Annotated in this window: 20 protein-coding genes and 1 pseudogene; 7 read left to right on the plus strand and 14 right to left on the minus strand. The window is 65.3% G+C overall.

The genetic code is table 11. The features are described from left to right. The 13 genes and pseudogenes from ACFW0G_RS10015 to ACFW0G_RS10075 all read right to left on the minus strand — a co-directional run. Positions 1-306 (minus strand): annotated as a pseudogene (locus ACFW0G_RS10015) (flap endonuclease); the annotation flags it as partial. After that, positions 306-1,421, minus strand: a complete 1,116-nt coding sequence (locus ACFW0G_RS10020) for a glycosyltransferase family 4 protein (protein WP_378324570.1) — start codon at positions 1,419-1,421, stop codon at positions 306-308. The pseudogene ACFW0G_RS10015 and the gene ACFW0G_RS10020, both read right to left, overlap by 1 nt. After that, positions 1,414-1,851, minus strand: coding sequence for a phosphoribosyltransferase (locus ACFW0G_RS10025; protein WP_378324571.1), 438 nt, complete (start codon positions 1,849-1,851; stop codon positions 1,414-1,416). The genes ACFW0G_RS10020 and ACFW0G_RS10025 overlap by 8 nt, the downstream gene beginning before the upstream one ends. A gap of 130 nt (positions 1,852-1,981) precedes the next feature. Next, positions 1,982-2,731: a hypothetical protein gene (locus tag ACFW0G_RS10030; RefSeq protein ID WP_378324572.1), complete on the minus strand. Its 750-nt coding sequence runs from the start codon at positions 2,729-2,731 to the stop codon at positions 1,982-1,984. A gap of 82 nt (positions 2,732-2,813) precedes the next feature. Then, positions 2,814-3,794 (minus strand): radical SAM protein, encoded by a 981-nt coding sequence (locus tag ACFW0G_RS10035; protein ID WP_378324573.1) that lies wholly within the window; start codon positions 3,792-3,794, stop codon positions 2,814-2,816. Next, on the minus strand, positions 3,791-4,699 hold the full coding sequence (locus ACFW0G_RS10040) for a glycosyltransferase family 2 protein (protein ID WP_378324574.1): 909 nt from the start codon (positions 4,697-4,699) through the stop codon (positions 3,791-3,793). The genes ACFW0G_RS10035 and ACFW0G_RS10040 overlap by 4 nt, the downstream gene beginning before the upstream one ends. A 122-nt stretch (positions 4,700-4,821) precedes the next feature. Beyond that, positions 4,822-5,304 carry a DUF6884 domain-containing protein gene (locus tag ACFW0G_RS10045; protein WP_378324575.1) on the minus strand — a complete coding sequence of 161 codons (483 nt, stop codon included), beginning with the start codon at positions 5,302-5,304 and terminating at the stop codon, positions 4,822-4,824. After that, a complete protein-coding gene (locus ACFW0G_RS10050) occupies positions 5,301-5,858 on the minus strand; it encodes a formylglycine-generating enzyme family protein (RefSeq protein ID WP_378324576.1) in 558 nt (185 codons plus the stop codon). Before ACFW0G_RS10050 ends, ACFW0G_RS10045 begins: the two co-directional genes overlap by 4 nt. 3 nt (positions 5,859-5,861) lie before the next feature. After that, entirely contained in the window at positions 5,862-6,641 is a 780-nt protein-coding gene (locus ACFW0G_RS10055) for a Retron-type reverse transcriptase (protein ID WP_378324577.1), read from the minus strand. Between the two features lie 211 nt (positions 6,642-6,852). Then, positions 6,853-7,557 carry a 7-cyano-7-deazaguanine synthase QueC gene (gene queC, locus ACFW0G_RS10060; protein ID WP_378324578.1) on the minus strand — a complete coding sequence of 235 codons (705 nt, stop codon included), beginning with the start codon at positions 7,555-7,557 and terminating at the stop codon, positions 6,853-6,855. Between the two features lie 472 nt (positions 7,558-8,029). Beyond that, positions 8,030-8,242, minus strand: a complete 213-nt coding sequence (locus tag ACFW0G_RS10065; RefSeq protein ID WP_378324579.1) for a hypothetical protein — start codon at positions 8,240-8,242, stop codon at positions 8,030-8,032. A gap of 622 nt (positions 8,243-8,864) precedes the next feature. Further along, entirely contained in the window at positions 8,865-9,773 is a 909-nt protein-coding gene (ribD, locus tag ACFW0G_RS10070; RefSeq protein ID WP_378324580.1) for a bifunctional diaminohydroxyphosphoribosylaminopyrimidine deaminase/5-amino-6-(5-phosphoribosylamino)uracil reductase RibD, read from the minus strand. Continuing rightward, on the minus strand, positions 9,770-10,972 hold the full coding sequence (locus tag ACFW0G_RS10075; RefSeq protein WP_378324581.1) for a helix-turn-helix domain-containing protein: 1,203 nt from the start codon (positions 10,970-10,972) through the stop codon (positions 9,770-9,772). The genes ribD and ACFW0G_RS10075 overlap by 4 nt, the downstream gene beginning before the upstream one ends. A 795-nt stretch (positions 10,973-11,767) precedes the next feature. Here ACFW0G_RS10075 and ACFW0G_RS10080 point away from each other — a divergent pair. The 7 genes from ACFW0G_RS10080 to ACFW0G_RS10110 all read left to right on the plus strand — a co-directional run bounded on the left by ACFW0G_RS10080 (position 11,768) and on the right by ACFW0G_RS10110 (position 22,849). Then, positions 11,768-15,484, plus strand: a complete 3,717-nt coding sequence (locus ACFW0G_RS10080) for a DUF4020 domain-containing protein (RefSeq protein WP_378324582.1) — start codon at positions 11,768-11,770, stop codon at positions 15,482-15,484. A 623-nt stretch (positions 15,485-16,107) separates the two neighbouring features. Next, positions 16,108-16,779, plus strand: coding sequence for a Crp/Fnr family transcriptional regulator (locus ACFW0G_RS10085; RefSeq protein WP_378324583.1), 672 nt, complete (start codon positions 16,108-16,110; stop codon positions 16,777-16,779). Positions 16,780-16,846: 67 nt separating this feature from the next. After that, positions 16,847-17,752 (plus strand): hypothetical protein, encoded by a 906-nt coding sequence (locus tag ACFW0G_RS10090; RefSeq protein WP_378324584.1) that lies wholly within the window; start codon positions 16,847-16,849, stop codon positions 17,750-17,752. Continuing rightward, positions 17,752-19,779: a hypothetical protein gene (locus ACFW0G_RS10095; protein ID WP_378324585.1), complete on the plus strand. Its 2,028-nt coding sequence runs from the start codon at positions 17,752-17,754 to the stop codon at positions 19,777-19,779. The genes ACFW0G_RS10090 and ACFW0G_RS10095 overlap by 1 nt, the downstream gene beginning before the upstream one ends. A gap of 2 nt (positions 19,780-19,781) precedes the next feature. Then, positions 19,782-20,519 (plus strand): hypothetical protein, encoded by a 738-nt coding sequence (locus ACFW0G_RS10100; protein WP_378324586.1) that lies wholly within the window; start codon positions 19,782-19,784, stop codon positions 20,517-20,519. Between the two features lie 175 nt (positions 20,520-20,694). Then, positions 20,695-21,603 (plus strand): YDG/SRA domain-containing protein, encoded by a 909-nt coding sequence (locus tag ACFW0G_RS10105; RefSeq protein ID WP_378324587.1) that lies wholly within the window; start codon positions 20,695-20,697, stop codon positions 21,601-21,603. Positions 21,604-21,793: 190 nt separating this feature from the next. Beyond that, entirely contained in the window at positions 21,794-22,849 is a 1,056-nt protein-coding gene (locus ACFW0G_RS10110; protein WP_378324588.1) for a hypothetical protein, read from the plus strand. Between the two features lie 98 nt (positions 22,850-22,947). On the opposite strand, the gene ACFW0G_RS10115 is transcribed toward ACFW0G_RS10110, so the two are convergent. Next, the gene (locus ACFW0G_RS10115; RefSeq protein ID WP_378324589.1) at positions 22,948-23,853 is read right to left on the minus strand and encodes a hypothetical protein; all 906 of its coding nucleotides are present in this window, start codon (positions 23,851-23,853) and stop codon (positions 22,948-22,950) included. Positions 23,854-23,918: the final 65 nt, after the last annotated feature.

Below are 23,918 nucleotides of genomic sequence, written 5' to 3' on the forward strand. Positions count from 1 at the left end.
GTGCTTCTGGGGGGTAAGCGGGGGTCGGGGTTTGTGTGCGGCTCCGCCGCCGCCGCGGTTGCCTTTTTTCCCGCCGACCCCCCCGCGGCGTCCCCCGGCGCGGTGCCCCCCGACCACCACGACGAGTACCTCCGGCGGCGTAGGCATCTCTTCGCGGATCGCGACGCGCAGCAAGGCGAAGAACCCGAACTCGGCGGTGAGATCGCGGCTCTTGTCTCGAGACCGGATCGCGGCGGGGAACCCGAACGCCGCGCGCCAGAGCAGGTTATGACCGTCAACCAGGAGCAAAGGGACACCAGCAGGCATCACCGCACCGCCTTTACGAATGTCTCGGCGACTGTGGTGGGCAGATAGTCCCGCGAGCGGTAGTACGCAGCCCTGGATAGTTCGCCGTAGCGTACCGGATCGTCGAGTAGTTCCTCGGCGGCGCGCCAGAGCCCGTACTCACCACCCGATCGGGGGACGATCACGCCGCCAGCTCCCCTGTCTGTCCCGATGAGAGCCGGGAGGTTGTCCACATCGAAGGCCACGACTGGCGTGCCGACGCTCATCGCCTCCAGCGCGACCAACCCGAACGTCTCCCGCACGGAAGGCACGATCACTACGCCTGCCCCAGCGAGCCACGGCTGCACCGCGCCCCACGCCAGCCCGCTGCCGTGAATCGTGCCAAGGTGCAGGTGGGCGGCAGAGTAGCGGCAGCGGTCCATTTCAGCGGCCTGCGCCCCTACTGCGACTTCGAAGCTTGCCGCAGGTGCGATCGCCTGGATCGGCCGCCTCACGAGTCGACCTGCAGCCAATAGCGCTCTTACGTTCTTTTCCGGCCCAAGCCGTGCGAGCACGCGAATGGGACCGCGTCGTCGCAGCGCTTCGCGACGCGTGTCCGACGGCGGCGCATGCTCGTGCAACAGCGCGTTGGGCACGATCTGCCAGGCTCGAGTGTCGTAACCGCGGCCAGCCGCCTGGCCGAGCACACTGGCCGACGGCGCGAGGACGACGTCGGCACGTTCGAGAGCAGCGTGGAGGTCGTCGTCACGCCCGACGACGTGCACGGCCAGGACGGTACGAGCTCGCCCAGTGGGTGCGACTCGCCCGAGTCCCCAGAGCGCGTCGACGTAGACCGCGACATCGACGCTGTATTCATCGAACACCTCGTTCAAGTTGCGAACAAGGTCGCCGCGTTGCGCGAGCATCGCCCGACGAAGTTCGTCGTCAGGACAAGGAAAATCGACGCGCGGAAAGATCAGCTTCACCTCGTCGTCCGGCCAGTACCTTCGTGACGCGACGCTCAGGATGAGCGCACGATGGCCGAGCCGACGCAGCCCGCGGGCGAGCGCCGCGGTGGCACGTTCCATGCCGGCGGGCGCGTGGTCGGTGTAGGAGGCCAGGACGAACGCGACGGTCAAGGGCGCGGATTCAGGCATGGTAGGTCACCTCGCTGGGAATCGGCAACGATTCGGCGGTGCCGGAAGTGGTTGACTCCCAAGGGAAAACGACCCAATCTGATACCGTCCAGACCGAGTAGTCCGGCTTGGTGGCTGCTCCGGTGTTCAGACACAGGGTCGCGGTGTGCACTCGAGCGTTCGAGGCGAGCAACTCGGCAAGCCCACGACGCATGCAACGCAGGGTCGCCCCTGAACCGCAGATGTCGTCGACGAGGAGGACGTGCCCTTCGAGGTGTCCGCCATTGAGTTCACGGACGAGCGAGCCCAGCTCGAGGTGGACCACACCGGTCGCTTGCTGGTACGCGTCGGAGCTGAGGTTGTGCTTGGCAAGAACCAAGTAAGCCTCCAGCCCCAACACCGCGGCGATCTCACGGGCTGGTGCCGTACCGCCATTCGCGATACCGATCACGTAGTCGACTACCCCGCAATCGCGAACGACAGCATCGCTCAGCAGAGTGGTAGCCGATGCCAGGAGATCTGTGGTTACGCGCCAGAGGCGGCGACGTTGAAACTCGCGAGATTCCCGCAAGACGTTCCTTTCAGATGCCTGAGTTGTTCCTCGGCAGCGGCTGCTTCATATCGAGAAGACGGTGGAGCACCCGGCGGCCAGGGAGGCTGAGCACGGTCGAGAGATCGGTTCCCAGCCACCCGACAACTCCGACGGCATACGCGGCTACCGTCGGCCAGCCGTCGTGAACCAGGTGGTAAGCCGCCAGCGGCACAACGGGAAGGCTGAGCAGTCGCCACAGCCACTCGGTGCCCGTGCTCAACTCAGCGAAGCTCGGCTCGACGCTCGATCGTGCACTCTTCCCAGCACGCGCAATCGAGGCAGCGCTGACGAACATCATCGCCACCATCGGCGCGAGGGCGAGCGCGCCCGCCCAGGCAACCCAGGTCGACAGCTCCCCAATAGCCAATGCCGCGCAGACAAAAATCCAGGCGGTGACTGACAAGACCACTGCGGACGGAGCGAAGACGAACGTGCCGTACCGGACGAACATCTTGTTGTACGCCCGATCCGCAGCGTCCGCGGCGGCCGCCTCTGCGACCGAGTTCTCCCGCAGAGTTGGGGTCGGTAGGACTTCTGTCAGAGGAAAAGCGATCGCGCTTGGTTCCCAGCGCCAGCCTTCGCCGTTGATTGGCTCCGGCCGGCGCTCACCGGATGACGTCGCGACATACCACCATCCGCTGCCGCGTCGCTCTACACGCCGTCCGTCTCCGTCGAAGACGGCGTGTACGTCGCCGGGCGGCTCAGCGTTGAACGTACGGGGCTTACGTTGCTCTGGCATGTGACCTCCGGATTCTGATTGTCAGGCAAGGAATACTCAGCTGTTGCGAAAGCTGGTTGAGGATCCGCGTTGTATAGGGAGATCACGCCGATCCGTCCTGTCCGGTCAGCGTCAGGTCGCTGACCGACAGCAGCGGGTGCAACGTGGCGATCGCAGTTGCGTCGGATTGGTTGCGCCAGACTTGGCCGTCCGCGCGGATGACGGTGAAGCCCCCGGCCGACCGCCGGGTGCGTAGTCGGACCGCCACGTCGGCGCGGACGCTGAGCTCTCCGACGACGTCATGCGCTTCCTCGTCGGTCAACTGCTCCTCTTCGGCGAGGGTGGCACCTTCCCCGATGGGCAGCATCTGTAGGAAGGTCACTCCGCGAACCCCGAGTGCCTCGGCGAGCTCGACCATCGGCTGGGCGCTTCGTCGCGCGGTGGAGCGCAGCAGCACAGTTTGGATCTGGGTCGGGATGCCGTAGGCGACTGCGGCACGGATTCCGGCCACGGCCCGATCGAAGCTGCCATCTCCTCTCCACCGGTCGTGGCCTCGGGCGTTGGCGCCATCCAGGCTGACGCGCACAGCGTCCGCTCGCCCAGCAAGAGCTTCGGCTCGGCGAGCAAGGTGAGTTCCGTTGGTGGTGACGCTCACCGCGCAGCCGCCCGCGGTGAGGATGTCGATCAGTTCCGGTAACTCGCGCAGCAAGAGTGGCTCACCACCGGAGATGTCCACGCCCAGCACCTTGGAGTTGGCGAGCAGGTGCGCGACGCGGTGTCGTTCGGCCCGCTGGAGTTCAGGTACGGATTTGTCGTCCAGGCAGTGAGGACACACGAGATTGCAGCGCACAAGCGGGGACCAGCACACGCTGATCGGTGCATTCATCTGCATCGCCGCGGGATGGATCTCCGGCCGGGATGCGATCTCGGCGTCTCCCAACCGAAACCGACCCACAGCGAGGCGGGTATCGGCACGGTAGGTCTGCCCGCTCAGCGGGTCGTAAATGACGGCGCCATTGCCGCGTGCGTGCGCGACGACCGTCCTCGTGGGAGCAGCGGGTGTGGCTTGTGCAGCTGATGTCATCGCAATACCTCGCAGGAGCGCAGCAGGTCGACCGTGGCGGTGGTGAACTTCTGGGCGCGCCCGCGCGGGGCGGGCCGCCGCACCAGGTCCCAGTAGCGGGCGAGGGTGTCCGGCCAGGAGGCGAGTTTGCGTCGCCATTGCTCGGCTGCGTTGGGTGGGTCGAGGTGGAACCCGACAGCTTGACGGAGCGGTATCACCAGCAGCCCGGCCGCGATCAGACAAGCACCGAGGTATGTGTCCTCCATGCCCCAGCCGATCCGCCCGAACTCCGGATCGAAACCGCCGACGGCCAGCACGGCCTCGCGCGGGACGGCGACCAGCGCTGTGACCACCATCCGCGGCAGGTCCCAGTCGACGTAGCGTCGACCGTAGCCAAGGTCGACGAGATCGTGCGTGTGATCCAACGGTCGGCCGTCGAGCTGCTCGTTCAGCGTGACGCCGGTGTAGAGCAGTGGGCGGCCAGCCGGTGGGCACCACACGACCCGATGGTCCGCACCGAGGTTCGGGTGCTGAGCCAGGACACCATGGCCGCCTTGGTGAATCTCGTACGTGAGGTTGTGGCGGAAGCCGACGAGCACGGTGGTATCGGTCGCGCGGGCAGCGATGTCGGTCAGTACGTGCGGGGGCAGGACCATGTCGGCGTCGAGGTACAGCACGGTTCGTCCGCGGGCGATCCCGGTGCCCAGGTTGCGCGCGGTGGCCCCGCCCATCCGTTGTGGAATCCGAACGACCGTGGTGACGATCGGATGGCGGCTGGCGACGGCGAGCGTGTCGTCGGTGCTGCCGTCGTCTACGACGATGACCTCGAACCAGTACCTGTGGTGCTGGCCTTCCAACGCGTCGAGCACGGCTTGCAGGCAGTAGCCGACATTGTGGGCCGGGATGACCACCGAGACGGTGCGCACGCCGGCCAGTCGAAGTTCGGACGGGGTGGGGGCGTGCCAGCCGACCCCGGATAAGGCTTCCCAGCTACGGGTGCTGCTGGTGTGGAGGTTGTTTCGGAGCATTAGTTCCTCGAGTAATGGGGTCACGCCCACCCCCAGCGGCGAAGGTGCGCTCGCCCGTCCCGCCACGCTCGTGGGTCCGGAACGATCGCGATGTGGAGCCGGTTGAGGTGGTCGAACATGCTCTGCAAAGCAAGCAGGTAAAGCGGCTCCACGATGATCAGCAGGTGCTGAAGTGCGGGAGTGTTCGCGAGTTCGGTGTCCAGCTGCTCGGCGACGGTCCGCTCATGCAACCGCAGGGCATCGGTTCTGGTCGTGAGTCGGCGATCGTACGTGCTGATCTGCTCATCGGGTCGTAACAGGCCGTGCGCGGCCGACAGGATGCGGATGCGGGCTCGGCGAGTTGGAACTGCCGCGAAGTGCTCGCGGCACTGCGGGACGCAAGCTCCCTGGTACAGATCCAGCGCCGGAATCGGCGCCGTCGTGTCGAGCTTCGACCGTGAGCAGTTGAGAATGATCAAGCCCTGGTCAGGAGCGAGCGGCAAGGAGCACGGCGAGCTGGTCACGGTTCCCGCACCACCCGGAAGCCGATGCCACGCGAGCGCAGTTCGGCAGGAGCCGCGTTGATGAAGGTGCACTGGGCGTACAGCGGCGGTGCGGCGTACGAACCGCCGCGGATGACGAACCCGTCGCCCATCGCCTCGCTGGCGGTCCATTCCCACACGTTGCCGGCGACATCGAGCAAGCCCTCCGGTGTGGCCCCGCCAGGATGAGCGTCGACCGGGGTGACCGTGCCATGTCCCGAGTCACGCAAATTCGCCAAGGCCGGTTGCCAAGAGGCGTCTCCCCACGGGCAGCGTCGCCGCTGCGCTCCGGCGGCCATCCACTCCCACTCGGACGACCTCGGCAATCGTCCGCCAAGACGGCCGGCGATCTCGACCGCTTCGGCCTGGCTGATCTCAGTGACCGGAAACCGCGGTCCGAGACCTGCTTGCACGTCGGGCAGGTGCCCGTAAGCGATCAGAGTGCGCGTCCAGTACAACGTCCCGGCCCTGACCGGCCGCTCGTCGTCACCGAACTGACAAACTCCGCCTGCAATCTCAACCCACTCCAGTTCCATACCTCAACCGCCGATCAGGAACAGGTCTTCGACGTTGACGGCTTCGCGGATACGGCTTTTGCTCTCGTTTGCCTGCAGTCGAAGAAGCAGCAACGCGTCGCTGATGGCGTAGAACGCTTCTTGGGCCTCATCGCGAGTTCGCGCAAACGCGACGTAGTTGTCGGCGAACCGCACGATTCGAAGCCCGGCTACCAGAGTGTCTACTTGAGACAGCCGGAGGTTGATCAGCATCGGAGACAGTCCCGATCCCGGCGCGAGCGGGCTCGGCATCGCGGCCAGGGCAGTGCGCAGCCGTGCAAGGAACGTACCGTCGTGGATGTGTTCGGCGTGCCAGTCGATGACTTCCTCGACGGTCGTCCCCTCGGATACCAACGCAACGTCGAGGTCTGCTGCCCACCGCGACCCTGCCTGCTCGTACGCCGCAGCCTGGCGAAGTGACGTGACGCGGTTGCGTTGCGGACGAAAGCCCGACACCCAGTCGCGGAAGACGTGCTTCTCGAGCACCGGCTCGATCGCATTGCGCAGCGCGCGGTGCACGAGACGATCCAGCGCTGGCGGGATGAAGGTGTGGATCCTTTTGCCGACGTAGGTCCGCATCTCCACCTCGCGTACCGGCCCCGGCTGCCATGTTCCCTCGGCAAGCTCGAAGGCCAGTTGCGGTAACAAGGTGTTCGCCTCACAACGAAGCTGGCCCCACGTCATCCCGTCGACACCTGGGGCGGACGCTCGTCGACCGCACTGCCGCAGCGCGCGACGCAAATGCGCCTCGGACAGCAACGGCATCAGCGAGTGTGACTGGGGCCTGGCCTCGGGTTGTAGCGCTCCCCCGGCCCGTTCAGCTACTGTCTTGGGTGCTTGGGCGGCAGGAACGATCCTCTCGCCGCGCTGTACCGGTTCGCATCCCGACACGCGCGAACCGCGGCAAGAAGAACGACGGCCCCGCCCAGGCCCGCCAACCGGAACCGTTTCCTGGTCTTCCATCATGACCACGTCCTTACGCGCTGCGGTAGCAGGTGGGGTCCGAGATGTCGTTCTGCTCGAACGCTTCTTTTCGTTCGATGCAGGTTGCGCACATTCCGCAGTGCACAGCTTCGCCGCGGTAGCACGACCACGTTCGCGCGAAGGGGACACCCAGTGCTGCACCGAACCGGACGATGTCGGCCTTGGTCTGGTTCAGGAACGGCGCGAGGATCTCAAACCCGTCGACCAGAAAACCTTCGTTCGCAATACAAACCGAGCGTGTAAACCGTTCCACGAACTCCGGTCGACAGTCCGGGTAGATGGCGCGATCGCCAGCGTGTGCACCGAATGCCACCGCGTCGGCCTTGCGAGCTATGGCGACCGCGACGGCGACGTCGAGCATGATCGCGTTCCGGTTCGGGACGACTGTGGTACGCATCGACTCGTCGGTGTAGATCCCATCAGGCACGACCACCGCGATGTCGGTCAGTGCCGAGCCAGTGAGCAGGCCGCCGAGCGCGGCAAGGTCTACTGTCTCATGTGTACATACGAGCAGCTGAGCGATGTCTGCCGCGTATTCCAGCTCGATACGGTGCCGCTGGCCGTAGTCGAAGGACAGCAGTGTCAGCTCGGCGCCCCGTGCAGCCAGCCAAAAAGCCAGCACCGTGGAATCCAGACCGCCGGAAGCGATAACGACCGCATGGCGTGGATGTCGATGAGGCGACGGCTCAATCAGCATGGGCTACCACGACCCGCACGACGAAGACCTCGGTCGAACCGTAGTCACGGCCACAGTCCACAGTAGAATCCCGGCGAGGCGTCGTGACCGTTCTGATCGCCGCAGGCCTCTGGCCCGGTGGACGACCGTGGTGAGCCGATGTTCACTACGGGCACTCATAAGTCGGCCTTTCTCGCAGTCGATGTTCTGGAGAAGCTGGCAAGCGGCGTCGTGAACTACGCAGCGCCCGCACGGTGAGGCTGACGCTCGTCGACCAGCACGTCGCGCAATGCTGCCCGGAGACGGCCAGCTTCGCGATTGGTCAACTGGGCGAGATGTCCACCAGGCAACTCGAGGACGACGCTCTCGTTCGTACGGCGCCGCAGGTGCAGCGCTGACCGGTGGCCGTCGTGATCGCGGCAGGCGATGGTCAGATGATGCCATCCCAGTCGCCGAAGCAGCGTCGCCGCGGGTATGGAGCAAACAGGCTGCCTCATTTGCCGGAGCCTCCCCTGCGCATGCCCAACCCGTGGGTTCCGGCGGTGGCGATCGCGTACCGCAGGGTCGAACTCGGCGGCTGGCTCGGTGCGCGACGATGGGAACCGGCGTAGGCCGACTCCTGTAGTCGCCGACGTCGGATTGCCCAGCGCAGCAGACAGCAGGCGAACGCCAGCGAGGCGATCATCGTGATGATCAAGGGGCTCATCCGCGCCCACCCCCAGCGGCGGGGATCGCGGCGGGGCCAGGTATCGGGGTCGTGGTCCCGCCGCGACATAACGGCAGAGCAGGACGTCCCGCGGCTGGGGGTATGCCGTCGGAGTGCTGCTCTGCCGTGCTCGCGGTGCCGGTTACCGATGCGCGGCCGGCGACATCACGGCACATGACCGACCACGGTCCGCTGTTCATCGTGCAACACCGCCCCGAGCGGTGTTCCTGTTCCATTCCCGTCGACACACCGGCTGCACGGACGAACGCGACACAGCGAGCTGAGCCTGTGGGCATCGCGACGCGCAAGGCATCACGAATCGCTGGGAGAGCATCATTTACTCCAATATTCAGCGAGTCCCTATTTCACTTTTGATGCGGCACATCCGCACGACCCGCGATGCTCCCGCGAGCATCCAGTCATTGCGGCTGCGAACGCCGGAACCACTAAACGATCGACGCGGGCAGCGGACCAGAGCGGTCGTAGAACGCCGATGTGGCGCAAATAGGGCGTCACCCACACTGAACTGCCAAAACGCTCCCCGGGAACGCGTTAACCGATCGGGTGAGGATTGGTTAAGACTGCCTTCAACGAGCTCAGCAGAAACCCTGGTAGGGCGAAGTTATCGCGTTCCTGCAACGAGATCCCGTGTCGCGGTCACGAGCACGCCCGAGTGCAGTCTCCGGACCGATCGGATCGTGCACCCGGTCCAGCTGGTCGCGAAATGCTCGGTGGCCAGCAGCGCGAGCGACGTTGTCTGAGTGGTCAAAAACATCGCCATCTCGTCGACGAGGTGACGCTCGACGAACATGCTGACCAAGCCACGGCCGCCGTTCAACAGCACCGTCCGTGCGCCACCTTGCTGTAACAAAGACAAAGCGAGCACCGGGTCGTCGACCGGAACCTTGGGTGGCAGCTCGAACGCAGTCGGGCCGTGTGCTCCGGCAAGGCCTTCGTCGACGTGACCGTCCGGGTGAACAACGGCATCGAATTGGTAGCACAGACCCGCTTGCGTAAGCAGTTCCTCAGGCGTCATCGACGGCGAAGAGCCCGTGGCGTCGAAAGCCCAGGTGACCTTGGGACGCCCAGAGTCTAGTGTGGCCAGCCACGGCCCCAGAACGACACGCGCTTCGTCGGCCAGTATGCCGATCTCGACATCAACCCCGGCATCGCGGAGTCGAGCAGCACCGCCAACCCCGCGCGACGTCGGGTCGATGATCGCGATCAGCACCCGGCCGATGCCAGCGTCCAGCAGCGCCTGGTGACACGGCGGGGTGCGGCCGTGATGGTTACACGGTTCCAACGTGACCAGGGCCGTGCCCCCAACGGTCTGTCCTTCCGCGGCCGCCAGCGCACGTACCTCCGCGTGCGGCTCACCCTTGCGCTGGTGGTAGCCCTCGCCGACGGGTCGGCCATCGGCGTCGAGGACGACGCAGCCGACAGGCGGGTTGGGGCTACTGCTGCTCAACCCCAAGGCAGACAGTGCGATCGCTCGCCGCATGGCGCCGAGCTCGAGGTCACTCGCGCTCATGCCGCCGGACTGTTCGATATCTCGCGCAGGAGCTCCCGGACAGGCTCGAGCGCGCGATGCTTCTGAAGCCGTTGACCGACGAACACGACCTCGTGCTCCGTCCGTACGGACCCCGCGCTGCGTGCGATCGTCAAGGCTTCCCTGGCGGTGCTGGCTGCGGCCTCGAACTGCCCGGCGCTCACCTGCGCCTGAGCGAACCGGCTGCCCGCCGTGCCACGGTCTCGCCGATACACCGGGGGCAAGGCCGGCAACACTGCCTCGTACAGCTTCACCGCACGGTCGGGCTTCCCCAGCGCAGCCCAGCAGTGGGCGCGTTGCAACTCCAAATACGTCTCGGTACAGAACGAGCCATGACCGGCACGAGCATCTCCGGCACTATCCAGAGCCGCCCACCGATGGGCCGCGTCCAGCGTGCGATGGCTGAGGGTCTCCTCACCAGCCAAGGCGTAGCCGTGCGCCTCCTGCTGGGCAATCGCGGCACGCATCGGGTTGGGCAAGAGGTCTTCCCGTCGACCGGCGGCCTGCGCCAAGCTGATCGTCCTCTGAGGATCACGGGCAGCTGCCGCCTGCTGGCTTCGCCGGAACAACGTCCACGCCAGCATCAACTCGTCCCCAGCCTCGTGCGCCCATTCCATCGCACGACCAACCCAGAACGCCGCGGCTGGCATCTGCGCCGCGTCTTCATGGAGCCAAGCCGCCGACTCCGCATACGTCGCGGCCAACTTGACAAGTTCGACGCGAGGCGAACCGGTACACCGCGGAAGTAGCTCCTCGATGATCGAGATCTGATCCAGGACACCCGCCAACGCGAAGCGGGGCCCCAACAGATTGTCCGCTCGGACAAGCGTGTGCCACTGCTCGCGGAGGTGAACAAGCAGTTCGTCGAGGTGGTCCAGCGATCCTACGGGCAGCGCAGCTGCGGTGCTTGCCGGCGGACAGCGTGGGGAGACGAATTCGCGGTCCACTTCGGTGGCCAGAGCTGGCTGTTCACTCGCCGGGGTCAGCAGCTCGTTGAGCTCCTGAAGCGAAACGCCGAGGACTCGCGCCAGCACGGTACGACGCCACGGTTGCGGTGTCAGCGTTCCGCGTTCCCATCGACCGATGGTCGACAGTTCGACACCCAGTTCTTGAGCGAGCCCCTCCTGGGTGTATCCCAATGCCTCCCGGCGTGCTGCAAGGGCATCTCGTCGTGTCGCCATAGTCACCCCCGATCGTGGACCAGTTCACCATACCGCGCCATCGTTAAAGCAGGTCAGCGCCACGACGTACTACTCTTGGCCCGCACCGCGCTGCCCCAGCCGGACGGTTCACACGCTGCGTATACGCCGTTCCGACCTCGGAGCAAATGGGTGACAGCGTTGCGGACATCGCGGTCGACTGGCTGCGCAGCGTGGCGGAGGCGAACTGTGTCGCCAGTCGAGGCCGACGTATCCGAGGCCGGGTTGATTGCCACAGAGCCCTCGGTTTGCGCCGAGGCATCCCTTGTAAAGGCGTGGGCACCAAAGAGCGAATCGCCGGTCATCGTGATGTCAAGGCTCAGCCACCTGGCCGACCCGGACGACCATCTGGTGCACCGACTACCTGCTCATCGAGCACATGCAGCTCAAAACGCGATATGTCGAAGCCGCCCGCGTCCCAAACAAGGTCGCTGTCCTCGAAACGCCACTCCCGTCCAGAAGCCCGCTCCCGGAGCAACCAACCCACAGCCACCTCCACTTGCCACCCACCACGCTCAACACCCCCCAAGAGCAAGATAGAACACGCGTTCGACGCAGGGTCACAGTGGGCCCTGCCGCGCTGGCAGCACTGCTGGCCAAACAGGCCGATTCGCCCAGGAGCTGCTGCCACTCGGCAAGCGAGAGCTGCACGCCGACAGATCCGCGGCCGGCGCGGCGGAGAGGCTGGCGGGGCGGGCCACGGACAGGATCCGCCGTGCGGACTCGGCATGCGCAGGCCGCCGGTGCACGCGAGGCAGGCAACCCAGCCTGAAGAAGGTGGGCACCACGCTGGGCGTGAGTCACCCCGCCGCACAGGAACGGTTCACCCTGCGCAAAGGCGAGTTCATGGAGACGCTGCTCGCGGTGCACGGCCCGGGCGCCGTCTATGAGTCCGGCGCGCCGCCGCAGCTGCACCCCGCGACCTCTAACCCCGAGATCGCATGGGATAACGAACCGGAGGGTGATAATACTCCGGTGTGGATCCGCGACGTCGACTTCCCAAGTGAACTCATCAGCGCGCATCGGTCAGGCGAGTTGGTGATTTTCGTCGGTGCCGGTGCGTCACGCGACGCGCCTTCGAGCCTCCCAGATTTCCTGACGCTGACGAACGATATCGCCGTCGAAGCGGGAGCGGCGATGCCGGACAAGGATGACCGTCGCCAGCTGGACGTTTTCCTGGGACGCCTATCGGACCAGCAGATCGATGTCCATCAGCGGGTTTTCACGCACATCAACAAGCCGGGATCGTCACCGAACCGCCTGCACGCGGCACTCGCTGCTCTAGCGATCGCGTCTCGGCAGATTCGCGTGGTGACCACCAACTACGACCTGCATATTTCCTCGACGCTCCTCGATGGAAAGGCTTCTTTCGAACAGTTCTCCGGGCCAGCCCTACCCGTTGGAAATGATTTTACTGGCCTCGTCTACCTTCACGGAAACCTGAAGCAGGAGCCGCGACGACTCGTCGTCACAGACGGTGACTTCGGGAGGGCGTACCTTCGGGACGCCTGGGCAGCACGATTTTTGGAGCGGATGTTCGCTCGGTACACGGTGCTGTTCGTCGGCTACAGCCATGGTGACGTCGTCATGCGATACCTGGCGCGAGCATTAGGGCCCGGCGCCGGGCGTTACATTCTCACCGACGCCCCGGACGCGACGGACTGGCGCTTGCTAGGACTCCACCCAGTCGGTTACCGCGTAGCCGACGGCTCCCGTGCGGCGTTGGCGGAGGCAATCGACGGGTGGGCGAGGCAAGCGTCGATGGGGCTGCTGGATCACCGGCGGCGAATCTCGAAACTGGTCTCAACGGCGCCTTTGCAGATCCCTGAGGAAGAGTCCTACCTCGAGTCCGTCGTAGCCGACGCCGATCGGGTTGCCCTCTTCACCGAACTCGCACGAGGCCAAGCCTGGCTGGAATGGACAGCTCGCCAACCAGACTTTAAGAAGCTCTTCGACCACGCAGCCCAGCCGACCAGCGTCACCATCTCGCTGGCCTATTGGTTCGCCCAGAACTTCGTCACCGAGGAGAGCCTCACGTCCGCGGCATTCGGCGTGCTGCGCAAGGCGCGCGGACCACTCGGGCCAACTCTGTGCCAAGCCATCGGACATGCCCTACACATGGCCTCGGGGCCGCGGCCCGCATGGCTCACGCCGTGGGTCGTGCAGCTGATCGAGGACTCCCCGGCCGACTGCTCAGAATGGCTCGAATACGCACTGACGAAGTCGCAGTGGCCCCAGGACGAGACCGTGATGTTGCTGCTCTTCGATCACCTGACCGAACCTCACGCCCTACCTCGAGCGTTGCTCGGGCTACCCGGAGAAACGCGCTTCACGATTCAGCTGCACGGCTCGGCCCACTGGCTGGACACAGCGTGGAAGCAGCTGTTCCAGCCCAACTTACCCCACCTCTCCGCGTCGATTGTGGCGATCGCCGGTCGACATCTTCGCCGCGCATGGCAGTTGCTGGCCGCGACCAAGTCAGCCAGCGACGTCTTCGACCCTGTCTCCTTCGGCCGGTCAGCCATCGAACCCCACACCCAGGACGCACATCGAGACCCCATCGACAGCTTGATCGACGCAGCACGCGACAGCCTCGAGTCGGTGCTCCGAACCGGTCACCCGCTCGGCGCCGCGACCCTGGTCGAGTGGGCAGAGGCCGATGCCCCGGTGCTCAACCGACTGGCCCTGCACGGGTACATCCAGAGAAACGACATCGACGATACCGCGAAGATCGGATGGCTCCGCGAGAAGAACTGGGTGTATGCCCATCAGCTCCGGCACGAAGTGTTTCGCCTCATCGCGCTCGCCCTGCCGCATGCTGATCAGTCGCAGGCTGATGGCCTCGTCAGTGACATCTTGGCCGCCCCTGAGGAGAACGACGACAGCGAGGATGGCCGCCGCAACCGTGCGTACGCCCGGTTCAACATACTGACCTGGATCGCCCGGCACGCCCCTGACCTGAGATCAGCCACAGAAGCCTTGGACGCAATCCGTGAGCAGAATCCGGATTTCGGCGAGCGCGAGCACCCCGACTTGATTTCAAGCATGACGTTCGGCTTCGTCCGCCCAGTGCCGCCGATGACGGTGGAGGAGCTCCACGCGAAGATCACCAAAGACGCTGCTGGCACCCTCGACGAATTGCGTCGACTCGACGACGGCCGTATCCGTTTCGACGACCCGACCTGGGAGGGGGCGCTGGCGGTGCTCAGGGAGACCGTTCGCGATCATCCACAAGACGGCTTCACGATCTTGCACGAAATCGTCCACCCGGACACCGCGATCATCGACGCAGTCATCACAGGCTGGTCGGCAGCTTCCGTTGCCGGCGAAGAAGCGGAAAACATCCTGCAACTGCTAGCAAACCTCGATCTGGCAAGCGTCGCCGATAGCGTCGCGCGCATGCTTTCCGACAGCGGCCAGACCGAAACGAGTCCAACCGAATGGCACCGATACCCAACTGCGAAGGTTCTCGCTGAGAAGCTGTGGTCCGCCATCGATACACGCCCAGCTGACGATGAGGTCACCGACTGGTTGAGCCGGGCGATCAACACCGCCGCAGGACGCCTCGGCCTCTTCTGGGTCAAGGCGATCTCCACCGAGTGGCGAGACGCAGGCGACAACTGGTCGGGTCTGCAAGACGACACGCGCCGCCAGTTGGAACTGATGCTATCCGGCGATGATGCTCGCTCGGCCATGGCCGAGACAGTATTGGCCAGTCAGCTGTTCTTCTTCTTCAACGCAGACCGGCCATGGTGCGAGCGGCACCTGCTGCAACTCTTCGATTGGTCCACGCCGGCACAAGCGCAGCGCGCCTGGGACGGGTTCCTCGTCTGGGGCCGCTGGAACGACCAACTCCTCGACGTCGGTCTCCGTCAGAAATACCTCGGCACGGCGCAGCACGCCTCCGGCTTCCGCGACGAGCTCCGCCGCCAGTTTTGCGCCCACGTCGCGGCGATCTCACTGCTCAGCGAATCAGACGCACTCGAATTCTCGCGAAAGTTCACCGCAGACGCCGGCGTCGACGTCGCACTCCGCAGCGAATGGATGGACCAGATCACCTGGCTGCTCGACGAGCTTCCGGCCGAGGCCGTCGAGAACCAATGGCGACGCTGGATGAAAGACTACTGGCGCGGACGCCTCTCCAGCGTCCCGCGGCCACTAACCCCTCAAGAGGCGTCCGCCCTGGCCGCGTGGGTGGTGTACCTCCGCGAATTCGTCTCCGAAGGGATCGCGCTTGCGATCTCGTCCCCAGCAGGCCTGCAGGAGCACTCGCGTATCCTTCGCAAGCTCGACGATGAGCTTCTCGATTCAGCACCTGAGGAATTTGGCGCCTTCGTTGCCCACCTGACGCGGCACACCAAGCAGCCCTTCTGGGATTGCGAACAGCTCAAACGGATCGTGAAGCACCTGCGGGGCAGAGCGAAAGCCCAAGACATCAACGCGATCATCGACGCAGCCCTGGGCCTCGGATGCACTACAGCGGCAGATTGGTGACACTCAAGCCCGAGTACCGGCCTCCCTCCACAGTCGCCGTGCTCGCACTGAAGGTTCACGGTGTGGGCAAAATCCGTGCTGCCAAGGCGACAGTGCAGCGAACGCGGCATCGCTCCCATCGAATTCCACGACGACGGCTCGAGTCAGATCCGTGCTCCCCTTGCCAGGTGTTCGCACCGTCGTCGAGTTCACGGCGGGCCGCCCCGGGCGTCGGCGCGTACACCGCGGCGACAGCCAACGCCCGCAGAAGCGCAAGCCCCACCTCGGCCCGCCCGCTCAGTAGCAAGCGATGCCCGGTCCCCCGTAGCCGGCCGCCCCGCTTCACCCGCCGTTCCATCACCAGCGGCACCCCAGTCCGAATCAGCAGCCCACCAGGCACAACAACAGGTGCGGTAGCCGCCGGAATCGCTCCGGGGCACCAACCCAAGCAGTGTGCGAACGTTTCGCTCCGTAACCGTCGTCGGCGGTAATGCGCACCCACCCCACCATCGAGCACAACTCGCGTTATTCGTCCACTGAGGACAGTCAGTACCCCTACTAGGCGAATCCGCGTAGGACAGCGGATCCGGCTGAACGGGTGATTCGCCTGACGCCCAGCCTTCGACCGGTTATCGTGATTGGTCGTGCCACATGATCACGCACACCGGGGGTTTCGCGCGCTCGTCCCTGAACGCACCTGGTCGACGTTGTGCAAGCTCGGCTTCCGCCGCACGTTCAGCAAGGGCGAGCCCATCTTCGTACGCGGTGCCCCGGCGACCTCGGTTCTGCTGCTGACGTCCGGGCGGGTCGAAGTGGGGTGCCACACCGAGGACGGCGACTACCGCCTCATCGCCCTACGCGGCGCCGGTGATGTGATCGGCGAGGTGGCCTTCGAGGTGGGCGGCGTGCGCACGGCGGACGTCTTCGCATTGGAACCCTGCTCGGCTTTCGCGGTGCCTTCAGGCACTTTCGAGCGGGTCCTGGTCGGTGACGGGGTCCACCGGGAAGTTGGTCGGTATGTGGCGGCCAAGCTGCAACGGGCTGGCCAGGACTCGGTGGACATGCTGAGCCTGCCCCCGTTGCGGCGGATCGCGCGGCTAATGGTGCAGCTGGCCGACTTGTCCGAGCCAGGACACGACCCGCGCCTGATCCCGCTGTCGCAGACCCGGCTCGGGCACGTGCTGGGACTGTCCCGCAGCCTCGTGGCTGGCCTGGTCGCCCAACTGCGCCAGGAGGGCGTCCTGAGCGCTGAACGCAACCTGACCATCGAACGGTTCGACAAGCTCCGCCACCACGCATACCCCACTCATAAGTGACGCAGGTCACTTCCGTTCGTCTTCTGGTGGACATCACCTCGCGGGCCAGCAGGCCACAGTGCTTCCCATGACTGAGGACAAGCACTCCCCCACCGGCGAGCTGCCGCCGTATCACGCGGTGCTGTCGGTGGACGTCAAGAACTTCAGCGGGGTCACCCCCGCCGACCATTACGCGCTTACCGAGCTGATCCCGACCATCCTTGAACGCGCATTCGAGCGCGCGGACCACGCCGCGGTCTGGGCGGATCGTCGGTTCCCGGCCGGTCGTGGCGACGGGTTCGTGGTCGGCTTCCGTCCGGAGAGCCTGCCGATCCTCGTCGGGCCGTTCCTCGACGCTCTGCAGGACGAACTAGCTTACCACCACCGCATGCGCCTGGGCCGGACCGGCGAACCAACCCGCCTGCGGGTAAGCGTCGCGGTCGGCCCCCTGACTGACTCCGGGAATGCCCGGCTCGGGGACGGCTCAGGTGCGGCCATGATCGAGACACATCGGCTCCTGGACTGCGAGCCGGTCCGCCAACTGCTCGCCAGCTCCGATCCCGAGGTCACGTTCGTCGCCGCGGTGCTCTCAGCGCGCGTTTACGAGGACGTTGTGCTCTCCGGGTACGCGGCGAAGGCCCCGGGTGAGTTCGTCCGTGTCCCGGTGTCGGTGAAGAGCTACATGGGCGACGCCTACCTGCACGTGCCGAAACCGTCGGGCGACCTGCTGTCCCGGGGCATCGGCACGCCGGACGAGGTGGTTCCCCACGATCGGATCTCGCAAGACGAAGCTCCCGAGGCCGACAGCGCGGTAACCAACACGATCAACGGCACCGTGCACGGGAACGCGATCCAAATGCGGGACCAATACCGATGGACCGACAAATCCCGGCACTCACATCAACACACCGTCGGCGACGGGAACATCGTCACCGGCGGCAGCGTGAACGGCGGTATCCGACAGAACGTCCGCAAGAACGGGAAGAAGGACTGATGACCACCACGGACAGCTTCCCCGCCCCCACCGACAGCACCTCGGTCACCGGCGACGGCAACGTGACCGTGCGTGGCGACGTCACCGGCGATGTTTCCGTCGACGTGCAGAAGTCGGGAGACATGATCCAGGTCTACGGCACCGGCAGCGGGTTCCGGGACCTGATCGTCCGGGACGAGATCGACCCTGGCCACCTCCGCTGGCTCAACGACCGCTTCGCCGAACCGCACGACTTCACCGGAATCGTGAACTCGTTGTGTGACAACAAAGTCGTCTTCCTCTACGGCCGCCCGCACAGCGGACGATGGACGGCCGGCGTCTTGGCGCTCAAAGCCGTATCTAACGCCGAAACACCGACGATCAACGTCATCGAGTTCGATGAAGACACCCAACTCGACTTGCGCCGCGTCGCACAGAACGCCCACATCCTGCTCGACCTGACCAAGACCGACAACGACGTCCTCGACAACGCCGAAAGCCAACTCAAGAGCTTCCTAGGTACCGTCACGGCCGCGAAAGCCCATCTCGTCGTACTCCTGCCAGACCCACCACCGCCCGGACTGCAGTCGCTCTACCAGGGCCGGACCAAGCAGCTCATCGAACCGCCTGCCGAGGACGTACTGCTCGCCCACCTCCAGAAGACCACGATCCCCGCGGAGATCGCGTCCAACCCCAAGATCACCGACGCGCTCGCGTCGGCCCATCCCGCCGACGCGGCCTGGCTAGCCGACCTCATCGTGCGAGAACACCACCTCGCGGGCGAGGGTGCCGCCATCGGCACAGTGGTCGAGAACGCGGTTCTCGCCTACGGTAACTGGACGACCGAGCTGATCACCGTCTTCGACAAGGAAGAGGACTGGAACCGACGCAGCCTGATGCTCACCGTCGCCCTGCTCGGCGGCTGCTCGACCGAAACCCAGTACTGGGCGGAACGCGCGCTGCTCACCACCGCCGGCTACACGCCCCCTACCGGGAAGCTGCTGGAGGGCCGTGGCTTTGCCGGTCGGCTGACCGAGCTCAAAGGCGTCCGCCTCGCCGATGACCGGGCGCGGTTCGACCGCCTCGACTACGACCGTGCGGTCCTGCGGCACGTCTGGCGCGGATATCACGAACTCCGCGACAGGCTGGTGAAGTGGGTGACCAACCTCGGGCTTGGGCAGCAACCCCGGCTGGACGACGAAGCCAGGACCGGCATGGTGAGCCGTTTCTTCGACCTCTGCGCGTCCCAGGACGCCGCCAAGTGCATCACAAAGGTAGCTGACAAGTGGGCGAGCTCCGGCAAGACGGTACCCGCCCGCATGGCCACCGACCTGGTCACCGCCGGGGCGCTCGACGATCGCAGCGCTCCGGTGGTGCACCGTCAGCTCAACGAGTGGGCCCGAAAATCCGACCTCACCCCCGAACTCGTCAATCTCGTGCTGGCGGTGTGCCAGTCCGACTTTGGCGGCAAGCACACGGACAAGGCGCTCACCCGGCTGGGCAACCTCGCCCTGCACAACGACCGGCAGGTCAACGACAAGGTCGTGGCGGCCGTGCTGGCCCTCGTTCGCGACAACGGCGCGTTCCCGCAGGTATTGGCGAAACTCGACGAGTGGCTGCGCAGCGGCAAGGAACGACAGCGGGCCGTCGCGGTGCGGATCCTGCGCGAACTGCTCGCCGCCGACGCCGGCGAGTTCATCGGGGTCCACCGGCAGGCGCTGGTCCGGATCTGGCGGGTCCTGCTGGCTGTGAAAGACCACGCGCTCGTCCACGAGGCGATCGAATCCTGGCTGGACCTGGCGACTGGCTCGGCCCAGCAGGCTTTTCTGCTGGGCGTGCTCGGCGAAGCCGCAGCCGAATTCGACGCCCCGGTCGAGCGGATCGGGGAGGTGCGCATGGCCGCCGACCGCTGGCTCGGAGTCTTCCCCCTCTACTGGGAAGACCATGACCGCACCGATCCACGTCTTGCCGTGCACCAGGCACTGGCGAAGCAACTGCAGTCCAGGCATCCGCTCACCGCACAGCCCCTCCGGAACGAGGACTCCTGAGCATGCGATGGCGTCGCCGCACGACACCGGTCGGGCTCACACAGGATGAGCCCGACCGGCGCGCACCGTTCGCGGGCCCGGTTCCCAGTAAGGTGCCCGACTTCGACTTCGAGGTGTGTTGCACGGTGGTCTGGAACGCGTCACCTGCCTGGCAAGCAAAGGCTTGTGCCACAGTCGCAGCCCATGCCGCTGAACTGCTGAGCAGCTACTCGCCTATCCACGCAGACCTCGCCGGAGCCCGACTAGCAGCGGACCTGGCAGCAGGTAGAGTACTGTCCGACGATCCCCCGGTTCATGCGTGGGCAGAAGATGTCGTCGTCACCGTCAATCCGGACCAACTCGAACTTGCTCAGCAACACGCGCAACACCTCCGTCAGCGAGAAGTGGCCGCCGCCGGGCACGAGGTCGAACGCGCCGAACTCACTTACCTGAAAGACGCCGTCTTCGAGAACACGGCGTGGGCAGCGCTCTGGTGGTTGCGACACAACGACTACGACGTCACCAAGTTGAGCTCGGTCGTCAAAGACCTAAATTATGCGGTAAAGGTCGTGACCGGCAATGACATCCCGCCTCCTGTGGATGCACTCATCGCCGCTTTCGACGCGCTGGTCCCGGATCTCGCTCCAAGCGCCCGGTACGAAGTCCACGAGCAATTGGCGCATATTCTCGCTACCTTGGGAAGGAACAAGGCCGCGGACGCCTTGCGCTCCCAATCCAGGAAGCACCCGGTAGACGAATGAGAGAGATAGCCTGGGTCTGTCCGGCGAACGGCTCCTCTGTGTCGAGCGTCGTTGGCCGAGAGGTCCCCGTTCCGCGAACCGTCACCCCTTGACGAAGCTCAGCAGCTGATACCCCAGATCGCATCTGCGCTTGCAGACGTCGAGCTGTCGAGGCGGACGACTATCCTCCTTAGCTGTGAGCAATGTGCAGTACGGCGCCGTGGCCGGCGTCAGCGTGGGGGACCAGTTCGCCAGGTACCGAGACATGCATGCCGTCGGTCTGCATCGGACGCTGCAGGCGGGCATCGCCGGAGGCAAGGAGGGGTCGGACTCCATCGTCGTCAACGGCGGCTACCCCGATGACCTGGATCTCGGCGACCAGATCATCTACACCGGACAGGGTGGCCGTGACGAGACCACGCGTCGGCAGGTCGCCGACCAAGAGTTGACCTTGGGAAACGCCGGTCTCGCCGTGGCCTACCGGGACAAGCACCCGGTCCGTGTCATCCGCGGAGCGTCCGGAGACCCGACGTACTCCCCGAAGACCGGCTACCGATACGACGGGCTGTTCAACATCGTCGACATGTGGCCAGCGACAAACGGAGATGGCTTCCGCATCTGGCGCTTCCACCTGGTGCAGGCCGCCGCTCCCGTAACACACGCTGGCCGAAAAGCTGCCACAGCAAAAGCGAAACGGCGCGGCACCACACGCAAGGCCGGCACACGGACAGCGCTGGTCGAGGTTCGCACCGGGCAGCCAGCGTTTCGACAAGATCTCATTAACCGGTACGGGCTCGTCTGTGCGGTGACTGGCGAAGGTCCCGCAGCGGCACTGCAGGCAGCTCACCTGCGCGCCTTCTCCAAGTACAAACGCCACATCCCTACCGAGGGACTGCTGCTGCGGGCCGACATCCACGGCCTGTTCGACACCGCCCAGATGACCATCGACCCGCGCGAACGAACCGTTCTCGTTCACCCAGACCTGATGAGGTTCCCCGACTACGCCCGCCTGGCCGGCCAGCAGCTCGCCATCGACGACACTCTGCTGCCCGATCTAGAGGTACTCGTTGAGCACCATGCCGAGGTCACTGCAGGATGGCCGTAGAAGAGCCAGGGCGTAGCGCCTACAGACGACGGTAGACCAGCGCGTCGCGCCAACGTCAGAAGTCCACGTCGCTCTTCTTCCACCGCACGGCCAGGCTCACTCGGGTGTTCCGTTGCGCCACGAAGTTGACTGCCAGGGTGGCGAGCGTGGGGATTGACATATCGGCACCAGTGTCTGACACACTTCAGCAGTGGGTATCTTCTCGCGGAAGTCGCACCAATCGAGACGTCAACAGCCGGACACCGTAGTCTTATGCGCGTTCCGGGAGCTGACCGATCCAGAACCGCTGAGGAACTTCAACCCCGAACACGCGTATGCCTACCGTTGGGCGCTCCCGGTGCCTCCTGCTGTCGGGCAGTGGGCCATCGTGGACCGCCATGACGGCTCATCAACCATCATCGTGGGCGCCATCGGCGTGAACTCCTACGTGACGAAGGTTGGTGCAGGTTCGCTGGCCTCTATCACTCGTCTCGTCCCGTTCGCAGACGTCGAAAGAGCGCGAGCCTTGGTGGCACAGAAGCTCGCCGATGAACGCGCAGCCGAGGCCACCTGGCTCGCGCACTGCCGCTGGGTCGCCGGAATCGATACCAACGCACCGACAAACCCGCTGCCCACCGGGTTCGACAAACCTCAGCTACCTCGTGAGGCCTACGACCCAGGCAGCGCGCATCAACACGGGAGCAGTTGGTGGCACGCGTACAAAAAGTCCGAGGAACTCCAGCGCCCAGCAGCAGAGAGCGAGCGCTTCAAAGACATCGCCCGCACCTGGTATCGGATCCGTGACACCAATGCCAGAGCGGAGCAACTGTCATCGGTCCGATCCGTCGCCGATGGAGTCGACCTGGACCAAGCAATCCGCGACCTTGAGAACGGCAAAGACTTCGGAGACCAGCCCGGCAACTTTCTGGGCAAACCGATGTGGGACTGGCTTCGCTACGTGGAGGAACTCGCTAAAGCAGGCGAGCCCGCGGCCAGCAAAGCCCTACCCCTCGTCTATGCCTTGATCGTCGTCGCCGAGAGGGCAGCCAAGATCAGCGGCCGCGAACCGGCACCCGCGTACACGTGGCGCGCCGCTATCCTGCATCGCAAGCGCAAAGAGTACCGAGAAGAAGTAGCCGTACTCGAACGCTGGGAGGCAGCGTGCCCACCTGAACGTCGCGGACCTGGGGCGATGCAGCCGAAGCTCGCCCAACGCCTCATCAAGGCTAGAGAACTGGCGAACAAGCACTCTGCATCTGCCCAGTGAGCACTAACGCACAGTCCTGCGCTCCTGTTCAACCTGAGCCAGAGCTACAACAAGATCAATTCGCCTGCAATTCCGAAGACGTCTATTTCCCCCGCTCTCTATCGCGGCTCGTCGCCAGTCCGCATAACGGGCAGCGTGTTGGTGAGAGTGCGCGCGTAGTGACTGAGCAGGGTGGTGAGCTGGTCGGCGTGGTCCCAGAGGGACTCGATGTCTTCGGCGGAGATGGACTCGTCGTCGGGGTCGCCGTTGTCCAGTGCACGCGCCCGCAGCAGTGCGATCACCGCCTCGTCGACCGCGCGGGCTGCCTCAACCGCGGCGGCAGTGCTGGATTCCGGTGTTCCGTGGCCGGTCAGCAGATCGGCAAGTTCGTCCGGGGCTGGCAGTTCCGGCACGCGCGCCTCGGTCCATAAGCCGCCCCACAGCCGACATCGACGCGCTTCCGGTCCTCCGGCTTCCTTCACCACGACTTGCCCGTCATCGGTGTAGCTGACGCGTAGGCCGGCGCGAGCAGCGTGGTCCGCGACCTCCACGGCCATCTCATGGTCGACCTGTCCACGTTCCAGCGGCGTAGCCGCCATCATCGCTCCCAGCCGAGCCAGCACACGACTGCTTTCGGGAATGCCGGGGAGCTCGTGCAGATCTTCGTCAGCCATCCAGCGGGTCGGGTCAGCCGCTACCACGCGAGTAGGAGACACCGGCTGGCCACGCACCGCGGCAACAACGGCGAGCGTCGCCACATCAGCCCACCAGGCAGCGAACTCCCGCGCCGCATCGCGGTGCTCCCGAGCAGCGCGCGTGGCCAGAGTGACGCGCAGGCCTTCGAGCGCGTACCGCGGATCCGGCTGGGCCGGGGACACACCATCGGCAATGCGTTGCTCAAGCTGAGCCTCATGGGCGTCATACAGCTCTTTCATCCGCGCATCAACAGCATCGGACTGCGCGAGGACCTCCTCGGTGACCGCAGCGAGCTCCGCCAGGACTGCTCCGAGGGCGTCTCGGTGCATGCCCTCTCCGCCTGTCTTCGACGAAACAGCCCTGTCCGTTCGATCCGGTCGGCTCACGACAGACC

This window comes from Amycolatopsis sp. NPDC058986 (assembly GCF_042741125.1).
Lineage (GTDB): Bacteria > Actinomycetota > Actinomycetes > Mycobacteriales > Pseudonocardiaceae > Amycolatopsis.

Excerpts from the sequence above, each read along its gene's own strand:
- ACFW0G_RS10115 (WP_378324589.1), bottom strand. The coding sequence starts at position 23,853 with ATGCACCGAGACGCCCTCGGAGCAGTCCTGGCGGAGCTCGCTGCGGTC.
- ACFW0G_RS10030 (WP_378324572.1), bottom strand. The coding sequence starts at position 2,731 with ATGCCAGAGCAACGTAAGCCCCGTACGTTCAACGCTGAGCCGCCCGGC.
- ACFW0G_RS10035 (WP_378324573.1), bottom strand. The coding sequence starts at position 3,794 with ATGACATCAGCTGCACAAGCCACACCCGCTGCTCCCACGAGGACGGTC.
- ACFW0G_RS10055 (WP_378324577.1), bottom strand. The coding sequence starts at position 6,641 with ATGCCGTTGCTGTCCGAGGCGCATTTGCGTCGCGCGCTGCGGCAGTGC.
- ACFW0G_RS10090 (WP_378324584.1), top strand. The coding sequence starts at position 16,847 with ATGACTGAGGACAAGCACTCCCCCACCGGCGAGCTGCCGCCGTATCAC.
- ACFW0G_RS10100 (WP_378324586.1), top strand. The coding sequence starts at position 19,782 with ATGCGATGGCGTCGCCGCACGACACCGGTCGGGCTCACACAGGATGAG.
- ribD (WP_378324580.1), bottom strand. The coding sequence starts at position 9,773 with ATGAGCGCGAGTGACCTCGAGCTCGGCGCCATGCGGCGAGCGATCGCA.
- ACFW0G_RS10050 (WP_378324576.1), bottom strand. The coding sequence starts at position 5,858 with ATGGAACTGGAGTGGGTTGAGATTGCAGGCGGAGTTTGTCAGTTCGGT.
- ACFW0G_RS10075 (WP_378324581.1), bottom strand. The coding sequence starts at position 10,972 with ATGGCGACACGACGAGATGCCCTTGCAGCACGCCGGGAGGCATTGGGA.
- ACFW0G_RS10095 (WP_378324585.1), top strand. The coding sequence starts at position 17,752 with ATGACCACCACGGACAGCTTCCCCGCCCCCACCGACAGCACCTCGGTC.
- ACFW0G_RS10065 (WP_378324579.1), bottom strand. The coding sequence starts at position 8,242 with ATGAGCCCCTTGATCATCACGATGATCGCCTCGCTGGCGTTCGCCTGC.
- ACFW0G_RS10020 (WP_378324570.1), bottom strand. The coding sequence starts at position 1,421 with ATGCCTGAATCCGCGCCCTTGACCGTCGCGTTCGTCCTGGCCTCCTAC.
- queC (WP_378324578.1), bottom strand. The coding sequence starts at position 7,557 with ATGCTGATTGAGCCGTCGCCTCATCGACATCCACGCCATGCGGTCGTT.